At 73.6% G+C, this 18674-nt stretch carries 20 protein-coding genes; 8 read left to right on the top strand and 12 right to left on the bottom strand.

The window, feature by feature from the left end; genetic code table 11:
- Positions 1–6 precede the first annotated feature (6 nt).
- Complete coding sequence (locus tag ABH931_RS18210; protein ID WP_370114463.1) at positions 7–861, top strand: SAM-dependent methyltransferase; 855 nt, start codon at positions 7–9, stop codon at positions 859–861.
- On the opposite strand, the gene ABH931_RS18215 is transcribed toward ABH931_RS18210, so the two are convergent.
- Positions 851–1666, bottom strand: a complete 816-nt coding sequence (locus ABH931_RS18215; protein ID WP_370114465.1) for a sulfite exporter TauE/SafE family protein — start codon at positions 1664–1666, stop codon at positions 851–853. The two genes, ABH931_RS18210 and ABH931_RS18215, sit on opposite strands and share 11 nt — an antisense overlap.
- Before the next feature lie 89 nt (positions 1667–1755).
- On the opposite strand from ABH931_RS18215, the gene ABH931_RS18220 reads away from it, so the two are divergent.
- Positions 1756–2538, top strand: a complete 783-nt coding sequence (locus ABH931_RS18220; RefSeq protein WP_370114467.1) for a helix-turn-helix transcriptional regulator — start codon at positions 1756–1758, stop codon at positions 2536–2538.
- Here the strand turns inward: ABH931_RS18220 and ABH931_RS18225 are convergent.
- The 7 genes from ABH931_RS18225 to ABH931_RS18255 form a co-directional block, all read right to left on the bottom strand.
- On the bottom strand, positions 2531–2905 hold the full coding sequence (locus ABH931_RS18225) for a hypothetical protein (protein ID WP_370114469.1): 375 nt from the start codon (positions 2903–2905) through the stop codon (positions 2531–2533). The two genes, ABH931_RS18220 and ABH931_RS18225, sit on opposite strands and share 8 nt — an antisense overlap.
- Before the next feature lie 209 nt (positions 2906–3114).
- Positions 3115–4533, bottom strand: a complete 1419-nt coding sequence (locus ABH931_RS18230) for a hypothetical protein (protein WP_370114471.1) — start codon at positions 4531–4533, stop codon at positions 3115–3117.
- Positions 4534–4611: 78 nt separating this feature from the next.
- A complete protein-coding gene (locus ABH931_RS18235) occupies positions 4612–5349 on the bottom strand; it encodes a uracil-DNA glycosylase (protein WP_370114473.1) in 738 nt (245 codons plus the stop codon).
- A 14-nt stretch (positions 5350–5363) separates the two neighbouring features.
- Positions 5364–7880: an ATP-dependent Clp protease ATP-binding subunit gene (locus ABH931_RS18240; protein ID WP_370114474.1), complete on the bottom strand. Its 2517-nt coding sequence runs from the start codon at positions 7878–7880 to the stop codon at positions 5364–5366.
- Between the two features lie 216 nt (positions 7881–8096).
- On the bottom strand, positions 8097–8939 hold the full coding sequence (locus tag ABH931_RS18245) for an isocitrate lyase/phosphoenolpyruvate mutase family protein (RefSeq protein ID WP_370114476.1): 843 nt from the start codon (positions 8937–8939) through the stop codon (positions 8097–8099).
- A 123-nt stretch (positions 8940–9062) separates the two neighbouring features.
- A complete protein-coding gene (locus ABH931_RS18250; protein ID WP_370114478.1) occupies positions 9063–9263 on the bottom strand; it encodes a hypothetical protein in 201 nt (66 codons plus the stop codon).
- Between the two features lie 155 nt (positions 9264–9418).
- Positions 9419–9703 (bottom strand): hypothetical protein, encoded by a 285-nt coding sequence (locus ABH931_RS18255; protein WP_370114480.1) that lies wholly within the window; start codon positions 9701–9703, stop codon positions 9419–9421.
- A gap of 225 nt (positions 9704–9928) precedes the next feature.
- On the opposite strand from ABH931_RS18255, the gene ABH931_RS18260 reads away from it, so the two are divergent.
- The 3 genes from ABH931_RS18260 (at position 9929) to hemC (ending at position 12655) form a co-directional block, all read left to right on the top strand.
- Positions 9929–11161, top strand: coding sequence for an FAD-dependent monooxygenase (locus ABH931_RS18260; RefSeq protein WP_370114482.1), 1233 nt, complete (start codon positions 9929–9931; stop codon positions 11159–11161).
- A 128-nt stretch (positions 11162–11289) separates the two neighbouring features.
- Positions 11290–11652 carry a DUF952 domain-containing protein gene (locus tag ABH931_RS18265; protein WP_370114485.1) on the top strand — a complete coding sequence of 121 codons (363 nt, stop codon included), beginning with the start codon at positions 11290–11292 and terminating at the stop codon, positions 11650–11652.
- Between the two features lie 73 nt (positions 11653–11725).
- Positions 11726–12655 (top strand): hydroxymethylbilane synthase, encoded by a 930-nt coding sequence (gene hemC, locus ABH931_RS18270; RefSeq protein WP_370114487.1) that lies wholly within the window; start codon positions 11726–11728, stop codon positions 12653–12655.
- A gap of 37 nt (positions 12656–12692) precedes the next feature.
- On the opposite strand, the gene ABH931_RS18275 is transcribed toward hemC, so the two are convergent.
- Positions 12693–12938, bottom strand: coding sequence for a DUF2277 domain-containing protein (locus ABH931_RS18275; RefSeq protein WP_370114489.1), 246 nt, complete (start codon positions 12936–12938; stop codon positions 12693–12695).
- A 99-nt stretch (positions 12939–13037) separates the two neighbouring features.
- Here ABH931_RS18275 and ABH931_RS18280 point away from each other — a divergent pair, with 99 nt between their 5' ends.
- Positions 13038–13229: a hypothetical protein gene (locus ABH931_RS18280; RefSeq protein ID WP_370114491.1), complete on the top strand. Its 192-nt coding sequence runs from the start codon at positions 13038–13040 to the stop codon at positions 13227–13229.
- A gap of 243 nt (positions 13230–13472) precedes the next feature.
- On the opposite strand, the gene ABH931_RS18285 is transcribed toward ABH931_RS18280, so the two are convergent.
- Positions 13473–13922: a carboxymuconolactone decarboxylase family protein gene (locus tag ABH931_RS18285; RefSeq protein WP_370114493.1), complete on the bottom strand. Its 450-nt coding sequence runs from the start codon at positions 13920–13922 to the stop codon at positions 13473–13475.
- A gap of 83 nt (positions 13923–14005) precedes the next feature.
- On the opposite strand from ABH931_RS18285, the gene ABH931_RS18290 reads away from it, so the two are divergent.
- Positions 14006–14884: a sigma-70 family RNA polymerase sigma factor gene (locus ABH931_RS18290; protein WP_370114495.1), complete on the top strand. Its 879-nt coding sequence runs from the start codon at positions 14006–14008 to the stop codon at positions 14882–14884.
- A 59-nt stretch (positions 14885–14943) separates the two neighbouring features.
- On the opposite strand, the gene ABH931_RS18295 is transcribed toward ABH931_RS18290, so the two are convergent.
- Entirely contained in the window at positions 14944–15360 is a 417-nt protein-coding gene (locus ABH931_RS18295) for a Fur family transcriptional regulator (protein ID WP_370114497.1), read from the bottom strand.
- 123 nt (positions 15361–15483) lie between these two features.
- Between ABH931_RS18295 and katG the strand changes: the two genes are divergently transcribed.
- On the top strand, positions 15484–17709 hold the full coding sequence (gene katG, locus ABH931_RS18300; RefSeq protein WP_370114499.1) for a catalase/peroxidase HPI: 2226 nt from the start codon (positions 15484–15486) through the stop codon (positions 17707–17709).
- Between the two features lie 119 nt (positions 17710–17828).
- Here the strand turns inward: katG and ABH931_RS18305 are convergent, their stop codons facing one another.
- The gene (locus tag ABH931_RS18305; protein WP_370114501.1) at positions 17829–18632 is read right to left on the bottom strand and encodes an SAM-dependent methyltransferase; all 804 of its coding nucleotides are present in this window, start codon (positions 18630–18632) and stop codon (positions 17829–17831) included.
- Positions 18633–18674 lie beyond the last annotated feature (42 nt).

Raw genomic sequence — 18674 nt, forward strand, 5'->3', positions numbered from 1 at the left:
TCCGCAATGGAACGACGACGGGCCATATGGCCATCGGACGACGCGAAGGCGGCGCCGTCGGCCTCGCTCGACCTGGACCGGCCGCACCCGGCCCGGATCTACAACTACCTGATCGGCGGCAAGGACCACTTCGCCGCCGACCGCGAGGCCGCGCACACCCTTCAGCGGCTCATCCCGGAGAGCCGGGACGCGATGCGGCTCAACCGCGCCTTCCTGACCCGCGCCGTCCGCCGGGCCGCCGAGGCCGGGGTCTCCCGTTTCCTCGACATCGGCACCGGCATCCCGGCGCCCGGCAACACCCACGAGATCGCCGTGCAGAGCCGTCCGGACGCCCGGGTCGTGTACGTCGACCGCGATCCGCTGGTGGTCACCCACGCCCGGGCGCTGGTCGCGCACCCCGGCATGCCGGCCACCGCCGTGCTCCAGGCCGACCTGCGCGACCCGGAGGCCCTGCTCGCCGCGGCACCGGTCGCGAACCTGCTGGGCGACGGCGAGCCGGTGGCCCTGGTGCTCGGCGCGGTCCTGCACTTCGTCGACGACGCCGACGAGCCGCACGCCGCCGTCCGCCGGCTGCTGGAACCGCTCGCGCCCGGCAGCATGCTGATCGTCAGTCATGTCTGCCACATCTCCCAGTGGGTGGACACCGCCGACCAGGCCCGCGCGGACCAGGTCACGGCGTTGTACCGGGAGACGGTGGACCGCCTGACCCCCCGCCGCGCCGAGCGGATCGAGGCCTTCTTCGCCGGCCTGGACCTCCTCCCGCCCGGGCTGGTGCCCTGCGCCGCGTGGGACGCGGAGGCGACGGTCAGCGAACTGCGTGCCACGCGCGGCTTCCTGGGCGGCGTCGGGGTCAAACGCTGACCGTCACCAGCAGCACCGCTCCCAACAGGGCGACGTAGGCGACGGAATGGACCCGGTCGGGCACACGCCCGGCGATCCGCCGGACCAGTGCGATCGTCGGCAGCGAGCCGAGGAGCAGAGCGCCGCAGGCCGTCAGGTCGATGTAACCCAACTGTCCAGGGTGCGCGGGCAGTTGGGCCGCCGAGGCGGCGGGCGCGAGCGCGTAGACGAGGCTCGCGGCGAGGGCGACGGGCACGCTGAGCGGGTTGGCCATGGCCGTCGCCTCCGCCATCGGCAGACCCCGGCGGCGCAGCAGCGGCACGGTCATCACGCTGCCGCCCACGCCCAGCCCCGCGGCCACCAGGCCGATCCCGGTACCACCGAAGGTCGCCGTGCCGCGCCCGAGCGGCCGGGGCGGCTGCCCGTCGGCGACCCGGAGGAAGCCCTTGCGCAGCAGCGTGTCGGCGATCGTCACCAACAGGTAGAGCGCGAACAGCAACCGCAGCTCGGTCCCGCCGACCAAGGTGGCCGCGAACGACCCGACGGCCGCGCCGACCGCGATCCAGCCCGCCAGCGGCCACAGGTACGCCCGACGCAGGCGGTCCTGCCGCCACTGCCCGAGCGCCGCCGTCGCCGCGTTCACCACCATCACCGCCGCCGAGGTCGCCACGGCCACGTGCATCGCGTCCGCGCCACCGGGCGCGGCGAGGGTGAGGTACGCGTAGACCACCGGGACGGTGACGAAGCCGCCGCCGAAGCCGAACAGCACGGTCAGCACGCCCGTCAGGCAGCCGAAGAGAAGGAGGGTGGAGAAGGAGGTCAGCACGGCGTCGACGCTACGGAGCCGCGCCGGTGTCGGGCAATCGACAGATGGCCAAATTCCTACGTGGATCGGACAGGCCCTAGGCTCAGCCCGTGCACAACATCCCGATCACGCGGGTGGAGGACCTCGACCGGGCCGTCGTGGCGATCGGCACCGACTACCCCGACGACCACCTGCTCCCCTGGCACGAACACCGCCGCGCCCAGGTCCTGTACGCCGCCACCGGCCTCATGCACGTCGAGACCGCGGACGGCAGTTGGACGGTACCGACGGCGCGTGCCGTGCTGATCCCGCCCACGGTCCGCCACCAGGTGGCGATGCGCGGCGTCAGCACCCGCAGCCTGTACCTGGAACCGGCAGCGGTGCCATGGTTTCCCGCGCGCTGCCAGGTCGTCGACGTCTCCGGCCTGCTGCGCGCGCTGATCCTGGCCGCCGTGGAGATGGAACCGCGCTACCCCGAGCACAGCCGTGACGAGGCCGTCGCCGCACTGCTGCTGCACGAGCTGCGCAGCCTCACTCCCCTGCCACTCGACGTGCCGCTGCCGCGGGAGCCGCGCCTGCGGGACCTGTGCGAGGCGTTCCTGCGCCGCCCCGACGTGCACGACCCGCCCGCGCGCTGGTGCGGGGAGCTCAGTGTCAGCGAGCGCACCCTGGCCCGCCTCTTCCGGCGCGACACCGGACTGTCCTTCTCCCAGTGGCGGCAGCGGGCCTGCATCCTGCACGCGCTGCCGCTGCTGGCGGCGGACGTCCCGGTCACCCGGATCGCGGCCGGCCTCGGCTACGACAACCCCGCGGCGTTCACGGCCGCGTTCGGCCGCCTCCTCGGCAGGCCGCCGTCGGCGTTCCGGGGCTCGCTCGGCCGAGGCGTCAGCTGAGACGGAGCCGGGTCTCGAACTCGTGCTCTCCGGAGACCCACCCCAGGTCCTCGACCGTGAAAACGCCGGCGAGGGCCTGACGGGCCTGCTGGACCGCGTCGGACGGCCCGAGGATGTCCACGTCGACGGAGTGGGCGAGGTGGGGTGCGGTCACGGCGGCGCCCATCGGCGTCGACTCCGGATCCATGAGGAACGACCGCGCCCTGCACATCGCGGGCCCGATGGCCCCGGCGGGTGCGGTGGCCGCCGGCATCGGCGGGATGTCACCTGTGGCCTGGAACATCTGCGCGAGCACGGCGAGCACGGTGTCGCCGTCGTGCGCGTCGTTCTCGACGACTTCGACAGTGATCTCTGCGGTGGTGGACATGAGGCCTCCTCGTCCCTGCCGCCCGCCCGGGAGGCACGCCGGGCGGCCAGGCTCACCACCAGTGAACTCCCGTTTCCGCCACCCCGCCTCCCGGCTCGGGCGGAGGCGGGAGGCGGGAGGCGAGAGGCGAGAGGCGGGGCGACGGCCGGGACCCCACGGGCGGCGGAGGCGTGGCAGGCCGACCGGCCCGAGCCCGGCGCCCCCCGGCGTCAGCGCTCCGGCTCCGCCGGCGGCCGGGCCCCGGGCTGCCCGGGAGGCGGCGCGAACTCCGTCGGACGGTACGACTCCGCCTCCTGCGCCGACATCGGCCCCTGCCCCCACCCCGCCTGCGGCACCGCACCCGCCTGCGGCGCGTAACCACCCTGCGGGGTCTGGCCCTGCGGCGGCGGACCCTGCGGCGGCTGGCCCTGCGGCACCGGCGGCTGCCCCGGACCCGCCTGCGGCGCGTAACCACCCTGCGGGGTCTGGCCCTGCGGCGGCTGGCCCTGCGGCACCGCACCCGCCTGCGGCGCGTAACCACCCTGCGGCGGCTGGCCCTGCGGCGGCTGGCCCTGCGGCACCGGCGGCTGTCCCGGACCCGCCTGCGGCGCGTAACCACCCTGCGGCGGCTGGCCCTGCGGCACCGGACCCGCCTGCGGCGCGTAACCACCCTGCGGCGGCTGGCCCTGCGGCGGCTGGCCCTGCGGCACCGGCGGCTGTCCCGGACCCGCCTGCGGCGCATAGCCGCCCTGCGGCGACTGGCCCTGCGGCACCGGACCCGCCTGCGGCGCGTAACCACCCTGCGGGGTCTGGCCCTGCGGCGCCGGCGGCTGTCCCGGACCCGCCTGCGGCGCATAGCCGCCCTGGGGCGACTGGCCCTGCGGCGGCACGGGACCCTGCGGCGTGTAGCCGCCCTGGGGCTGGGCGCCCGGCTGACCGGGCGGGGCTGCGAATTCCGTGGGACGGTAGGAGGCCGCCTCCTGCGGCGGCATCGGCGGCTGCCCCCAGGCGGCCTGCGGCTGCGGCGCGTAGCCGCCCTGCGGGGGCTGGGGCTGGGGCGGGAAGCCACCGACGTGGGGCTGACCCTGCGGCGGGTAACCGCCCTGCGGGAGCGGGCCCGCGGCCGGGAGGCCGGCCGGGGACGGCTGGAGAGCCGGGCCCGCGCTCTTCCGGGAGGCGGCGGCCGACACGAGCACCGCCACGAGCGTGGCCACGGCGACCAGTACCTCGATGATGACGATCGAGTCGTACCAGATGTACTGCCCGTGCCCGAAGCCGGAACGTCCGGAGGACGTCCGCAGGGTGTCCAGCAGCATGGTGCCGTCGGGGTAGGCGATCAGCACCATCGCCGCCAGGACCGCCGAGCGGCCCCAGTCGCGGCCGCCCAGGCAGCCGAGCGCGCCCGCCGCCAGCACGACGCACAGGGCGACGTCCCAGCTGCTGAACCAGAACGGGTCGGTGGGCGACACGTCGCCCAGACCGAACAGGCTGGCCAGGAAGGAGCCGACGCTGTGCGATACCAGCACCTGGGCCAGCAGCAGCGCGAGTTCCAGCAGCAGCGCCACCACGCCGCCGACCCCCGCGACGACGCTCGCCCGCTCGCTGCGCCGTGGCGGACCGCCCGCCGGTCCGGTCGGGTTGAACGACATCTGTGGCCTCCCCCGTCTCCGCGCGCGACCGCCCGCGTGCGTCACCGCACGAGGGTAGCGGTGCGGCACCCGGCTGTCTCAGCTCCGGGGCGACGCGGCCTGCCACGCCTCGGCCAGCACGCCGCGCAGCATCGCCGGGGTCAACCGCCCTGTGAAGGTGTTCTGCTGGCTCACGTGGTAGCAACCGAACAACGTCAACGGGCTGCCGTCACCCGCTGGTTCGAGCACCACCCGGGCCCCGTGCCCGAAGGCCGGGCGCGGGCGTGGGACCGTCCAGCCCGCCGCCGCGAGGGCCGGGAACAGCGCCTGCCAGCCGAAGGCCCCGAGGGCGACGACAGCACGCAACGTCGGTCGGAGCAACTGGAGTTCCCGCACGAGCCAGGGGCGGCAGGTGTCGCGCTCGGCCGGGGTCGGGCGGTTGTCCGGCGGGGCGCAGTGCACCGGGGCGGTGAAACGGACGCCGTGCAGCCGCAGCCCGTCGTCGAGGCGCTCCGAGGTGGGCTGCGACGCGAGGCCGACCGCGTGGAGCGCCGCGACCAGGACATCGCCGGAGCGGTCGCCGGTGAACATCCGGCCGGTCCGGTTGCCGCCGTGCGCGGCCGGCGCCAGACCCACCAACAGCAGTGACGCGTCGTCAGGCCCGAAGCCGGGCACGGGACGCGCCCAGTACTCCTCGTCGGCGAAGGAGCGCCGCCGGGTCCGGCCGGCCTCCTCCCGCCAGGCGACCAGCCGCGGGCAGGCGTGGCAGCGGCTCACCGCGGCGTCGAGCCCCGCGAGGTGCGCCGCTTCCGGCGCCGCCTCGTGGGGCTCGGTCACCCGTCCCGCCGGGGTCAACTCTCTCCGTTGTCGGCCGCCGCACCCTCGGGCTTCTTCACCCGGCAGACCAGGGCGTCGCCCAGCACGTCCGCCACGATCGTGTCGCCCGGCGAGACCTCGCCGCCCAGCAGCAGCGAGGCGATCCGGTTGTCCAGCTCGGTCTGGATCGTCCGGCGCAACGGGCGCGCCCCGAACTCGGGCTGGTGGCCGTGGGCGACGAGCAGGTCCCGGGCGGCCTGGGTGACCTCCAGCTCCATGCCCTGCGACTTCACCCGCCGCTCGCTGCCCTTGAGCAGCAGGTCGACAATCCGGTTGAGGTCCTCCTTGGTGAGCGCGTGGAAGATGATCGTGGCGTCGATCCGGTTCAGGAACTCGGGCGGGAAGTGGCCCTGCAGGTCGCCCATCAGCTGCTCGCGGATGCTGTCGGTGTCGCCCGCGTTGGCCAGGATCCGGTGGGCGCCGATGTTGCTGGTCAGGATCACCACGGTGTGCCGGAAGTCGACGGTGCGACCCTGCGCGTCGGTCAGCCGGCCGTCGTCGAGCACCTGGAGCAGCGCGTTGAAGACGTCGGGGTGGGCCTTCTCGACCTCGTCGAAGAGCAGCACGCTGTAGGGCTTGCGGCGGACCTTCTCGGTCAGCTGCCCCGCCTCCTCGTAGCCGACGTAGCCGGGAGGCGCGCCGACCAGCCGGGAGACCGTGTGCTTCTCCTGGAACTCGCTCATGTCGAACCGGATCAGCCGGTCCTCGTCCCCGAACAGCAGCTCGGCCAGGGCCTTGGCCAGTTCCGTCTTGCCGACGCCCGTGGGCCCGAGGAAGAGGAACGAGCCGACGGGACGGTTCGGGTCGCCCATCCCGGCGCGGTTGCGACGCACCGCCTCGGAGATGGCGACGACCGCCTCGTCCTGGCCGACCACGCGCGCGTGCAGCTCCTGCTCCAGCTGGAGCAGCTTCGCTTTCTCGTCCTGGGTCAGCTGGGCGACGGGGATGCCGGTGCGGCGGGCGACGACGTCGGCGATGTCGTCCACGGTCACCGCCATCACGCCCTCGCGGCGCTCGGCGATACCGGCCAACTCGCCCTCGGCCTCCGCGATCTGCTCCTTCAGACGCTTGGCCGCCTCGAAGTCCTCAGCGGCGACGGCCTGGTCCTTCTCCCGGTTCAGCTTGGCGAGGCGGTCCTCGCGTTCGGTCGCCTCGCTGGACTTGCCCAGCGACTTGAGCCGCACCCGGGCACCGGCCTGGTCCATCAGGTCGATCGCCTTGTCCGGCAGGAACCGGTCGGAGATGTAGCGGTCGGACAGCTCGGCCGCCGCCCGCAGCGCCTCGTCGGAGAACCGCACCTGGTGGTGGGCCTCGTAGGCGTCGCGCAGGCCCTCCAGGATCTGGACGGTCTCCTCGACGTTCGGCTCGGGGATCAGCACCGGCTGGAACCGCCGCTCCAGCGCGGCGTCCTTCTCGATGTACTTGCGGTACTCGTCGATCGTGGTGGCGCCGATGACGTGCAGCTCGCCGCGCGAGAGCGCCGGCTTCAGCATGTTGCCCGCGTCCATGGCCCCCTCACCGCCCGCTCCCGCGCCGACGACGGTGTGCAGCTCGTCGATGAACAGCACGAGGGAGTCGGTGGACTCCTGCACCTCGTTGATGACGTTCTTCAGCCGCTCCTCGAACTCGCCGCGGTACTTGGCCCCGGCCACCATGCCCGCCAGGTCGAGCGAGACGACGCGCTTGCCGCGCAGGGTCTCCGGCACCTCGTCCGCGACGATCCGCTGGGCCAGGCCCTCCACGATCGCGGTCTTGCCGACGCCCGGCTCGCCGATCAGCACCGGGTTGTTCTTCGAGCGGCGCGAGAGGATCTCGATGGTCTGCTCGATCTCCTCGCCGCGCCCGACGACCGGGTCGAGCTTGCCCGCCTTCGCGTCCGCGGTGAGGTCGCGCCCGTACTCGTCGAGCGTCGGGGTGCCGCTCGCCGGCTTCGACGCCGCGTTCTCCGCGCCGCCCGCCGCGGCCCGCTCGGAGTCGCCGCGCAGCCGCTCCACGTCCACGCCGCCGGACCCGAGCACCCGGCCCGCGCCGGAGTCCGGGTCGTCGAGCAGCGCGCCGAGGATGTGCTCGGGCCCGATGTACGAGCGGCCGCTCGCCTGCGAGCGCGCGTGCGCGTTGGTGAGCACACGCTTGGCGGCGGGCGTGAGGCTCGGCTCGGCGGAAGGCGTGCCGGCGACGCCCGGCAGCATCTTCTCGATCGCCTGCGCGAGGGTGTCGGGATCGACGCCGGCCTGGGCCAGCAGCGAGCGCGAAGGGTCGACGAGAGCGGCGGCCCAGAGCAGGTGCTCGGTGTCGAGGTCCTCGCTGCCGTCCTGCGCGGCCTTCTGCTGGGCGCGGCCGATGAGCTCCCGCGCGGACTCGGTCAGCAGCTTGCCGATGGGCACGCGCTGGACGGCCGGCGGGGAGGAGGCCGGGGACATCCCGAAGAAGCGGTTGAGCAGGTCGGAGAACGGGTCTTGACCACCGTAGGAACCGAAGGTGGACATCGACATGGAAGAACAGCCTCCTCACCCCCGAGTCGGCATGAACAGTCCCCATTCAACTCCGGACTGCCGCGGGACACACGCCCGGTTGCACCTTCCAGGCGGCGCGGCCGCCAGGGGCGCGAGGAACTGCGCGGGCGACCACCCTGGGCGGGATGCCCCTGTGCGTTCGGTGCCTGACTGCCCAGGGTGGCTTGTCGCGCAGTCCTCGCGCCCCTGGAGGGCTCAGGTCAGCAGCGCGTTCAGCGCGCTCCAGTCCAGGTCGGACACCAGCTCCCGTGCCGTTCCCGTGGCCAGCAGCTCCCGTGCCGACCGCGCGGCGAGCGCGTACGCCGCCTCGGCGATCGAGGCGCCCGCGCTGACGCGGGACGCGCCCGCCGCGGCCAGCTCGGGCACGGGGAGGGTCCCGGGGCCGACCGCCACGTTGAGCGGGAGGGTGATCTCCGCGGCCAGGGCCGCCAGCTCCTGCGCGTCCAGCTCGTCCAGGACGAAGACGCCGCTCGCACCCGCCGCGGCGTACGCGGCCGCGCGGGTGACGGTCTCCTCGTGGCGGCGGCCGCGCTCCGCCGCGGGGAGGCGGTGGGTGTCGATGCGGGCGTTGATGTACAGCGGGACGCCCAGCGACTCCGCCGCCTCCCGCGCGGCGGCGATCCGGGCCGCGTTCTCGGGGACGGGCCCGAGCGCGTCCTCCAGGTTGACGCCGACCGCACCGGCGGCGATCACGCCGCGGATGGTCTCGGCGACCCCGGCCGGGTCCTCGGCGTAGCCGCGCTCGATGTCGGCCGTGACCGGGACGGACACGGCGCGGACGATCCGGGCGACGGCCGCGAGGCCAGCCTGGCGGGTCAGCCGGCCGCCGTCCGCGTAGCCGAGCGACCAGGCGACGCCGGCACTGGTCGTCGCGACCGCGAGCGCGCCGGCCGCCTCGACGACGCGTGCGGAGGCGACGTCCCAGGCGTTGGGCAGCACCAGGGGCTTGCCGGGGCGGTGGAGGGAGTGGAAGTACCGGGCCTTCTCCACGAGTTCGGCACCGGGTTCGGCATGCGGTTCGAGGTCAGCGGTGGTCATGCGGCCATCCCACCACACGGCACCGACAAGGGGCGGAAAACCGTACCGGCCCGGCCGCGCGGGGCGCGGTCGGGCCGGCAGGCAGGTCACGCGGCCCCCGGACGAATCCGGAGCCGTCGCGGGTCAGTTGTGGCCGTAGCGCTTCTCCTTCTTGCGCGGGGCGCGCATCGCCGTCTCACCGGAGGCCGCCATCGGCTCCATGCCCGGCGTGTGCTGACCGGCCTTCATCTCCGCGAGCATCGCCTTGTCGTGCGCCTGCGCACGGGTCGGCGTGCGATCCGCCGACTGCTTCTGCTTGCGGGGCTGGTTCTTGACCTTCGTCATGGTGTTCTCTCCCGAAGGGGGTGAGGCGCCGTGCCCGGGGAACCGGGCAAGAATTCTCGGCGCACGCCCTCACCCTGACAGCGCCCGTCCACGATCGCATCTCGAACGGTCACGGACCGTGACCGCAGCCGTCGGGAGGCCCGCTGCCGGGAGGTTCACCGACCGCTGAGAGCCGAGTGCGACTCCGCGCCGCGGTGACGGTGGCCCGGGACGAGGTCGTGGGCGGCGGCCATCCGCGAACCGGACCACTGTCCGCGCGGGTCGCCCCCGGAGTGGTGGGCGAAGGCGGCGCTCATCGGGCCGTTGGAGGTGGTGCCGGGGCCGCCCGGCATCGACATGGGCATCCACTGGGCGCCCTCGGCGGGCGACTTGGCCATTCCGGTGCGGCGCAGCAGGTCCTCCGCACTCCGGCGCAGCTTCTTGGACTGGTGAGCGGCCATCGCGGCGCTCCTCTCCGCGCGTCTGCCGCGCGTGTCGTGCTGGTCCTCGCGGTGCCGCGACGCCGGCCTGCGGTGACGGAGGCCGGCTGGTCTGCCGGGACTCGGGCGGGGTATCTGCCCAAGTGTAGTGACGTATGTGCCGTTTCGTCCCCGCGAATCCGCGGCTCCCCGGGCGCGGCCACCCGCCATACTCGGCAGGGACGCGACACGACGAAGGGGGAGCACGTGCGGGGGCAGCGGGTTGCGGTCGTCGGGGGGAGCATCGCGGGCTGCGCGGCGGCACGGGCGTTGCACCGGGCCGGGGCGGGCGAGGTCGTCGTCCTGGAGCGGGCACGCGGACGCCTCGAGGACCGCGGTGTCGGGCTCGGTCTCCAGAAGGAGCGCTACGCGGAGCTGGAGGCGGCCGGCTACCTGGACGCCGGGATGCCGTGGATCGATCTCGCCCGGCGCCCGTGGGTGGTCCGCGACGGGGACCGCCGCGAGGGCCGGACGATCGCGACCATGCCGTTCCCCTACCGGTCCTACAGCTGGGGCTCGCTCTGGCAGGAGCTGCGCCGCCGCGTCCCGGACGCGGTGGACTACCGCGGCGGCGCCGCCGTCACCGCCGTCGCGGACGGCCCCGACGGCGCGCTGCTGACCCTCACGGACGGGACGCAGGAGCGGTTCGACCTGGTCGTGGGCGCCGACGGCCACCGCTCGCTGGTGCGGGCCGCGGTCCTGCCGCCGGGCCGTTCGGCGGCGGCCTGGAGCGGTTACCTGGCCTGGCGCGGCACGCTCGCGGCCGAGGCGCTGCCGGAGCCGGAGCACGCCTTCCCCGCGGACTCGGCGACGACGGTGGCCTTCCCCGGCGGCCACCTGATCGCCTACCGGATCCCCGGCTCCCCGGGCGGGCCGGGCGGAACCGGCGCGACGGAGGTCAACTGGGTCTTCTACGCGACCCCGCCCGCGCACCTCGCGGACCTGCTCGCCGACCCGGACGCGGAGCCGTCCGCCGCGCTGACCGCCGAGTTGACGGAGTTCCAGCACGACCTGGCGGCCCGCCGGCTGCCGGGCTTCTGGCAGGACGTGGTGCACGGCACGCCCAAGGAACGCCGCCTGCTCCAGCCGATCCACGACATCGCGGCGCCGCACTACACCCGCGGCCGCCTGGTCCTGGTGGGCGACGCGGCGGCGATCGCCCGTCCCCACACAGGCAGCGGCGCACTCAAGGCGCTGCAGGACGCGACCGTGCTCGGCCGCGCGCTCGCCGGGTCGGCGTCCGTCCCGGCCGCGCTCGCCGCCTACGACGCGGAACGCGCGCCGGTGGGCCGGGCCATCCTGGACCTCGGCCGCGCCGTCGGCCACGCCCACGTCCAGCACACGCCCGACTGGGCCGCCATGGACCAACCCGCCTTCGACGCCTGGTGGCACGCCAACAGCGGCGCCGGCGTCGGCGGCCGGCCGCTGGGCCGCGGCTGAGGGTCCCCGGACCGGCCGGTCCCTCTCCCCTGCGCGAGCAGCGCCTCCCCGTCCCGGGGTGGGCCCGTGCGGGGGACGGGCCCACCCCGCAGGCCGCGCGGCGGCCCCGCGTCCTGTTGAATCGGGCCATGATCTACCACGTCGTGCCGCTCGCCGAGTGGGCCGCCGCTCCCGAGCTCCCCTATGCGCCCGCCTCGCTCGATGCCGAGGGCTTCGTCCACTGCTCCCCCGACGAGGCGACGACGCTCGCCGTCGTCAACGCCTTCTACCGGGACGCACCGCGTCCGCTGCTGGCCCTGCTGATCGACGAGCGGCGGCTCAGCGCGGAGTGCGTCTTCGAGGAGGCCCTCCCGGCACCGCCGCCGGGGGTCGCCGCCGAGGTCCGCTTCCCGCACGTATTCGGCCCGTTGAACCGCGACGCGGTCACCGAGGTGCTGCGGGTCGCCTGGGACGCCGAGGGCCGGGCCACCGGCCTGACCGAGGGCGACTGAAAGGCTTATCACACCTGCCGGTTCGAGCGAGCGTCGTCCGGGACAGCCGATCTGACGGAGTATCGTCTCCCCCATGCCTCAGCTGATCAGGATCGTGACGCGCTCCTCCCCCATGGCCCTCGCCCAGGTGGAGCGGGTCCGCGCGCTGCTCGCCGCAGCGCATCCGCGGGTGGTCACCGAGGTCGTGCCGGTCACCACCTCCGGCGACCGCTGGCTCGGCGCACTCTCCGCGCTCGGCGGCAAGGGTGCGTTCACCAAGGAGGTCGACGCCGCGCTGCTCGCGGGCGAGGCGCACCTGGCCGTCCACTGCCTCAAGGACATGCCCGGCGACCGCCCGCTGCCGGAGGGCACGGCGGTGGCCGCCTACCTGCCGCGTGACGACATCCGCGACGCGGTGGTGCAGCCGGCCGGGCTGCGGCTGGACCAGCTGCCCGCCGGCTCCAGGATCGGCACCAGCTCGGTCCGCCGGGTGGCCCAACTCGCGGCCTCCTACCCCGAGCTGGAGTGCGTGCCGATCCGCGGCAACGCCAACTCGCGTCTGGCCAGGCTCGACGCCGGCGAGTACGACGCGCTGCTGCTGGCCGTCTCCGGCCTGGAGCGGATCGGGCACCAGGAGCGGATCACCGAGGTGCTCGACGCCGACGCGATGTGCCCGCCGATCGGCGCCGGAATCCTGGCCCTGCAGTGCCGCGCGGACGACGCTGCGACCGTCGACGCGGTCACGGCGCTCAACCACGCCGCGACCTGGCGTGAGGCGGCGGCGGAGCGGATGATGCTGCACGCACTCCAGGGCCACTGCAACTCCCCGATCGCGGGCTACGCCCAGGCCGAGGAGGACGGTCGGCTCTCGCTGCGGGCCCGCGTCTTCACCCCGGACGGCAAGCGGGTTCTCGACGCCCACGAGTGGGCGGGCGCGCTCTCCCCGGAGGAGCTCGGCATGGCGACGGCGCTGGCGCTGCTGCGCCAGGGCGCGCGCGAGCTGATCGACGCCATCGAGCACTGAGGCCGGGCGCTCCCCGCGCTCCTCTCGTTCCTCCCGCTCAGGCGGACGCCACCTCGTGCTCGTGCTGGTGCACGTGCGCGCCACGGACCACGAGCGAGTCCAGCAGCGCCTCGGTGGCCTCGGCGATCGCGTCGACCGCCGCGTCGAAGGCCTCCCGGTTGTGGGCGGCGGGAGCGCGGAACCCGGACACCTTGCGGACGTACTGGAGCGCGGCCGCCCGGATGTCGGCCTCCTGCGGGTCGGGCGTGACCGGGGCCCGGAGCGTCTTGATCGATCGGCACATGGAACCAGCGTAGGCCGACGTGGCGCGGTGCGGCCGGGGATCGGCGGGTCTACAGTGCAGGGAAGAGCAGAAGTGTTCGTTCTGGGCAGGAGGTACCAGATGTCACAGTCCGAGGCCGACGACGAGCGACCCACGCCGGACCGGCTGCTGCACACCGGAGCCGAGCACCCGGTCGACCCCGAGGACCTGGTGATGGCCAGCGGGCGGGAACCGACCCCCGAGCTGATCGAGAAGGCCCGCCAGGCACTGGAGAAGGAAGGCGCCGCCGCCGTCGAGCGCCTGCTGCCCTGAGACTGCCCCGATCGCGCAAGCCCGGTCCGACCGCCCCCCGAGGCCGTCGGGCCGGGCTTGCGCGCGTGCGGCACCTCTGCCGCGTCAGACGCCGAAGGTGCCGAGGTCCGCGATGTGCCGGCTGCCCTGCTGGTGGCCCGCGTCGACGGCGACACCGTCGCAAGGCGACCCAGTCCTGCTACACCCTCCTCGGCGACCTCGACCAGCCCCACCCCACCCCGCAGTACTGACGCCCCGTCCGCCTCACCAGGTCCTGCCGGCCTGTTCGCGGATCGTGTGGTTGATCCGGTTGAAGAAGTTGGCCATGGCGACCTCCAGGATGATCGCGTTCAACTGCTCCCCGGTGAAGTGGGCGGCGGCGGCCTGCCAGATCTCGTCGGTCACACCGCAGGCGCCGTCCTGGATGCGGGTGGCGGCCTCGGCCAGCGCGAGGGCCGCCCGCTCCTCGTCGGTGAAGAACGGCGTCTCGCGCCACGCGACCACGTGGTGCAGTCGCTCGTCCGTCTCGCCGGCCTTCCTCGCACCCGAGACCGTGGCGAAGACGCACGGCGCACAGCCGTTGATCTGGCTGGCGCGCAGGTGGACCAGCGACAGCAGGCGCCGGTCGACACCTCCGGCGGCTATCGACTTGTTGAGGTGCTGGATCGCGGTCATCAGATCGGGGCTCATCGCACCCTTGAGGCGTGGTTCCATCGTTTCGGCTCCTCCAGCGGTTACCCGGACCCGTGCGGGCCCGTCATCACCCATGACGGAGCGGATTCGGGAGAGGTAACACCATGTTCGAGACCGGTTCGACGAACCCGATGGCCGAGGCGTTCGAGTCCCAGCGCGGCCGGCTGCGCGCTGTCGCCTACCGCGTGCTCGGCTCGCACGCCGACGCCGAGGACGTGGTCCAGGAGGCCTGGCTGCGGCTCTGCCGCCAGGAGGCCGCAGCCATCGAGAACCTCCCCGGCTGGCTGACCACCGTGGTCGGCCGGATCAGCCTCGATGTCCTGCGCTCACGCCGGAGTCGCCCCCAGGAGTCCTATGACGACCGGCTGCCCGAGCTCGTGGTGACGCTCGACGACGCTCCCGCCCCGGACGACGACGCGGTGCTCGCCGACTCGGTCGGGCTCGCGCTCCTCGTCGTCCTTGATTCGCTCCGGCCCAGCGAGCGGCTGGCGTTCGTGCTGCACGACCTGTTCGGGGTGCCGTTCGACGAGATCGGTCGCATCGTCGGCAAGTCCACGGACGCCACCAAGATGCTCGCCAGCCGCGCCCGCAGGAAGGTGCAGGCGACCCAGCGGCCGACCCGCGCCGGCCGGGAACAGCGCGAGGTGGTCGACGCCTTCCTCGCGGCGGCCCGTGGTGGCGACTTCGAGGGACTGCTGCGCGTGCTCGACCCCGAGGTGAGGCTCACCGTCGACACCCCCGGCGGCGTGGTCGTCACCCTCGGCGCCACCAAGGTCGCGGCCGGCGCGCAACTGGCCGCCGGCGCGGCCACCCTGGGCCGGGCGGCGCTCGTGGGCGGCCTCCCCGGAGTCGTCTCCTGGCGCGAGGACGGCACTCCGCTCTCGGTCCTCGCGTTCACCGTCACCGACGGCCGGATCACCGCCATCACCGCCGTGGTCGACCCGGCCGGACTCGCACGGATGAACCTGCCCGCCCCTGCGTGAACGGCCCCGTCGCGCCCGCTTCGTGACCGCCCGCGAGGGTGGCCGCTCGGCGTCGGCGCTCAGTGCCGCGCGCAGGTGGGGCAGAGGCCGCGGTAGGTGACCTCGACGCCCGAGACGGTGAAGCCGAAGCGTTCGGATGCGGAGAGGCCGGACATGAGGTCACCGGAGGGGTGGACGTCGCGGATGGTGCCGCAGGAGTCGCAGACGAGGTGCTGGTGGGCGTCGTGGGTGTTGGGGTCGTAGCGCTTGGCGCGGCCGTCGGTGCTGACCTCCAGCACCTCACCCAGGGTGACCAGCTCGCCGAGCGTGTTGTAGACGGTGGCCCGGCTGATCTCGGGCAGGAGCGCCGCGGCGCGGGCGTGGATCTCGTCGGCCGTGTAGTGGACGTGGTCGCCGTCCAGGACCTGGGCGACGACGCGGCGCTGCGCAGTGAGGCGCCAGCCGCGCTCTCTCAGTCGTGCCAGCAGGTCGCTCATGACAGGAGCGTAGCAGCCAGACCGGACCAAGTTCGAGATTGGTTCATCTGTTGAATTGGACTCTGTCTAAGGTAGGGTCGGGTCCGGTGCTGAACCCTCACTCCCCTACTCGCAAGGATTGTCATGTCTGAGAACCTTGACGCCCATGTCGACGGCAGTGCGCAGGGGGCGGGTGGCTGCCCCGTCGCGCACGGCCGGGCGCCCCACCCGACGCAGGGCGGTGGCAACCGCCAGTGGTGGCCGAACCAGCTGAACCTGAAGATCCTCGCGAAGAACCCGGCCGTGGCGAACCCGCTGGGCGAGGACTTCGACTACGCGGCCGCCTTCTCCGCGCTTGACCTGGACGCCGTCAAGGCGGACATCGCCGAGGTGCTCACCTCCTCCCAGGAGTGGTGGCCGGCGGACTTCGGTCACTACGGCCCGTTCATGATCCGTATGGCCTGGCACAGCGCCGGTACCTACCGCATCAGCGACGGCCGCGGCGGCGCCGGGGCCGGCCAGCAGCGCTTCGCGCCGCTCAACTCCTGGCCGGACAACGGCAACCTGGACAAGGCCCGCCGTCTGCTGTGGCCGGTGAAGAAGAAGTACGGCAAGGCGCTGTCCTGGGCCGACCTCATGATCCTCACCGGCAACGTGGCCCTGGAGAACATGGGCTTCGACACCTTCGGCTTCGCCGGCGGCCGCGCCGACGTGTGGGAGCCGGACGAGGACGTGTACTGGGGCCCGGAGACCACCTGGCTGGGCGACGAGCGCTACACCGGCGACCGTGAGCTCGAGGACCCGCTCGGCGCGGTCCAGATGGGCCTCATCTACGTCAACCCCGAGGGCCCCAACGGCAACCCGGACCCGATCGCCGCCGCCCGCGACATCCGCGAGACCTTCCGTCGCATGGCGATGAACGACGAGGAGACCGTCGCGCTGATCGCCGGTGGTCACACCTTCGGCAAGACCCACGGCGCCGGCCCGGCGGAGAACGTCGGCGCGGACCCCGAGGGCGCGCCGATCGAGGAGCAGGGCCTCGGCTGGAAGAACAGCTTCGGCACCGGCAAGGGCGGCGACACCATCACCTCCGGACTGGAGGGCATCTGGACCAACACGCCCACCACCTGGGACAACAGCTTCTTCGAGATCCTCTTCGGCTACGACTGGGAGCTGTTCAAGAGCCCCGCCGGTGCCAACCAGTGGCGGCCCAAGGACGGCGCGGGCGCCGACACCGTGCCCGACGCCCACGTCGCGGGCAAGCGCGTCGCGCCGACGATGCTCACGACCGACCTGTCGCTGCGCTTCGACCCGGCCTACGAGGAGATCTCGCGCCGTTTCCTGGCCGACCCGGCCGCCTTCGCGGACGCGTTCGCCCGTGCCTGGTTCAAGCTGACCCACCGCGACATGGGCCCCATCGCCCGCTACCTCGGCACCGAGGTGCCTGCCGAGCAGCTGCTGTGGCAGGACCCGATCCCGGCCGGCAGCCGCTCGCAGATCGACGCCTCCGACGTCACCAAGCTCAAGGCGGCCATCGCCGAGACGGGCCTGACCGTCTCGCAGCTGGTCTCCACCGCCTGGGCCTCGGCCGCCTCGTTCCGCGGCAGCGACAAGCGCGGCGGCGCCAACGGCGCCCGCCTGCGCCTCCAGCCGCAGGCCGGCTGGGAGGTCAACGAGCCCGACCAGCTCGCCCAGGTGCTGCGCACCCTGGAGGGTGTCGCCGACGCGTTCAACGCGGCCGCCCAGGGCGGCAAGAAGGTCTCCGTCGCCGACGTGGTCGTCCTCGCGGGCGGCGTCGGCGTCGAGCAGGCCGCGCAGGCGGCCGGCCACAGCGTCGAGGTGCCGTTCACCCCGGGCCGCGGCGACGCGACCCAGGAGCAGACCGACGTCGAGTCCTTCGCGCCGCTGGAGCCGACCGCGGACGGCTTCCGCAACTACCTCGGCAAGGGCAACCGCCTCCCCGCCGAGTACCTGCTGCTGGACAAGGCCAACCTGCTGACGCTCTCCGCGCCGGAGCTGACCGTCCTGGTCGGCGGCCTGCGCGTGCTGGGCGCCAACCACCAGCAGTCCACGGTCGGTGTGCTGACCGACCGCCCCGGCACGCTGAGCAACGACTTCTACGTCAACCTGCTGGAGCTCGGCACCACCTGGACCCCGACCTCCGCCGACGCGACCACCTTCGAGGGCCGCGACGAGTCCGGCGCGGTCAAGTGGACCGGCAGCCGCGTCGACCTGGTCTTCGGCTCCAACTCCGAGCTGCGCGCCGTCGCCGAGGTCTACGCGGCCGACGACGCCAAGGAGAAGTTCGTCCACGACTTCGTCGCCGCCTGGGCCAAGGTCATGGACCTCGACCGCTACGACGTCGCCTGATCCCACCCGGGACACGCGTGAGGGCCGGCCCACCAGGGCCGGCCCTCACGGCGTTTCCGTTCGGACGCGTTTCCGTTCGGACCGCGTTCCCGTTCGGACCGCGTTCCCGCCGCGCCCGCTCAGTCGACGCGGGCCACCGCCGCCAGCGGCGTGCCCAGACCGCCCGCCTCGGGCTCGTCGGCGCGCCACTTGAAGTAGGTCACCAGGCCCGGCTCCAGCAGGCTGTAGGGGGTCAGCCAGTCGGCGACCGACGCGGGCGTGTGCATCACCAGCGGCGAGGAGGCGTTGGCGTAGACGGCCTCGGCCCGGTCGATCTCCTCCTGCTGCATGTCACCGCTGCTGGCGATCGACAGCGCCAGGTGGCTGCCCGGGGCCAGGCGCTCGGTGTAGGCGCGGATGACGGCCGCCGGGTCCTCCTCGCGGCGCACGAAGTGCATCACCGAGATCAGCAGCAGCCCGACCGGCTGGGAGAAGTCGATGGCCCCGCTCGCCTCGACCCGGTCCAGCACCTCCTTGGGGCGGCGCAGGTCGCCCTCCAGGGCGGTCACACCGGTCTCGGCGCGCAGGGCGCGGGTGTGCGCGAGCACGACGGGGTCGTTGTCGACGTAGACGATCCGGGCGTCCGGCTGGTGGCCGCGCACGATCTCGTGCACGTTCGGGCTGGTCGGGATGCCGGCACCGACGTCGACGAACTGGCGGATCCCACTCTCGGCCAGCAGCGAGACGGCACGGACCAGAAAACGCCGGTTGGCCTGGGCGATGTCCCTGGTCATCGGCTGCACCTTGAGCAGCCCCTCCGCCGCGACCCGGTCGGCGGCGAAGTTGTCCTTGCCCCCGAGGAGGTAGTCGTAGACCCGCGCGGTGCTCGGGACGTTGGGATCGAATCCCATGCTGCCACCCTCGCCGACGCTCTCCTCGGACATGCCTTGCCGCCCCTCGTCATGACAGTGGATCAATTCCGCTGC

This window comes from Streptacidiphilus sp. MAP12-33 (assembly GCF_041261265.1).
In the GTDB taxonomy this organism is placed as follows: domain Bacteria; phylum Actinomycetota; class Actinomycetes; order Streptomycetales; family Streptomycetaceae; genus Streptacidiphilus.

What these genes read in the sequence shown, in the direction of transcription:
- ABH931_RS18210 (WP_370114463.1), top strand. Translation starts at nt 7, where the DNA reads ATGGAACGACGACGGGCCATATGGCCATCGGACGACGCGAAGGCGGCG.
- ABH931_RS18225 (WP_370114469.1), bottom strand. Translation starts at nt 2,905, where the DNA reads ATGTCCACCACCGCAGAGATCACTGTCGAAGTCGTCGAGAACGACGCG.
- ABH931_RS18230 (WP_370114471.1), bottom strand. Translation starts at nt 4,533, where the DNA reads ATGTCGTTCAACCCGACCGGACCGGCGGGCGGTCCGCCACGGCGCAGC.
- ABH931_RS18240 (WP_370114474.1), bottom strand. Translation starts at nt 7,880, where the DNA reads ATGTCGATGTCCACCTTCGGTTCCTACGGTGGTCAAGACCCGTTCTCC.
- ABH931_RS18245 (WP_370114476.1), bottom strand. Translation starts at nt 8,939, where the DNA reads ATGACCACCGCTGACCTCGAACCGCATGCCGAACCCGGTGCCGAACTC.
- ABH931_RS18250 (WP_370114478.1), bottom strand. Translation starts at nt 9,263, where the DNA reads ATGACGAAGGTCAAGAACCAGCCCCGCAAGCAGAAGCAGTCGGCGGAT.
- ABH931_RS18255 (WP_370114480.1), bottom strand. Translation starts at nt 9,703, where the DNA reads ATGGCCGCTCACCAGTCCAAGAAGCTGCGCCGGAGTGCGGAGGACCTG.
- ABH931_RS18265 (WP_370114485.1), top strand. Translation starts at nt 11,290, where the DNA reads ATGATCTACCACGTCGTGCCGCTCGCCGAGTGGGCCGCCGCTCCCGAG.
- hemC (WP_370114487.1), top strand. Translation starts at nt 11,726, where the DNA reads ATGCCTCAGCTGATCAGGATCGTGACGCGCTCCTCCCCCATGGCCCTC.
- ABH931_RS18275 (WP_370114489.1), bottom strand. Translation starts at nt 12,938, where the DNA reads ATGTGCCGATCGATCAAGACGCTCCGGGCCCCGGTCACGCCCGACCCG.
- ABH931_RS18280 (WP_370114491.1), top strand. Translation starts at nt 13,038, where the DNA reads ATGTCACAGTCCGAGGCCGACGACGAGCGACCCACGCCGGACCGGCTG.
- ABH931_RS18285 (WP_370114493.1), bottom strand. Translation starts at nt 13,922, where the DNA reads ATGGAACCACGCCTCAAGGGTGCGATGAGCCCCGATCTGATGACCGCG.
- ABH931_RS18290 (WP_370114495.1), top strand. Translation starts at nt 14,006, where the DNA reads ATGTTCGAGACCGGTTCGACGAACCCGATGGCCGAGGCGTTCGAGTCC.
- ABH931_RS18295 (WP_370114497.1), bottom strand. Translation starts at nt 15,360, where the DNA reads ATGAGCGACCTGCTGGCACGACTGAGAGAGCGCGGCTGGCGCCTCACT.
- katG (WP_370114499.1), top strand. Translation starts at nt 15,484, where the DNA reads ATGTCTGAGAACCTTGACGCCCATGTCGACGGCAGTGCGCAGGGGGCG.
- ABH931_RS18305 (WP_370114501.1), bottom strand. Translation starts at nt 18,632, where the DNA reads ATGTCCGAGGAGAGCGTCGGCGAGGGTGGCAGCATGGGATTCGATCCC.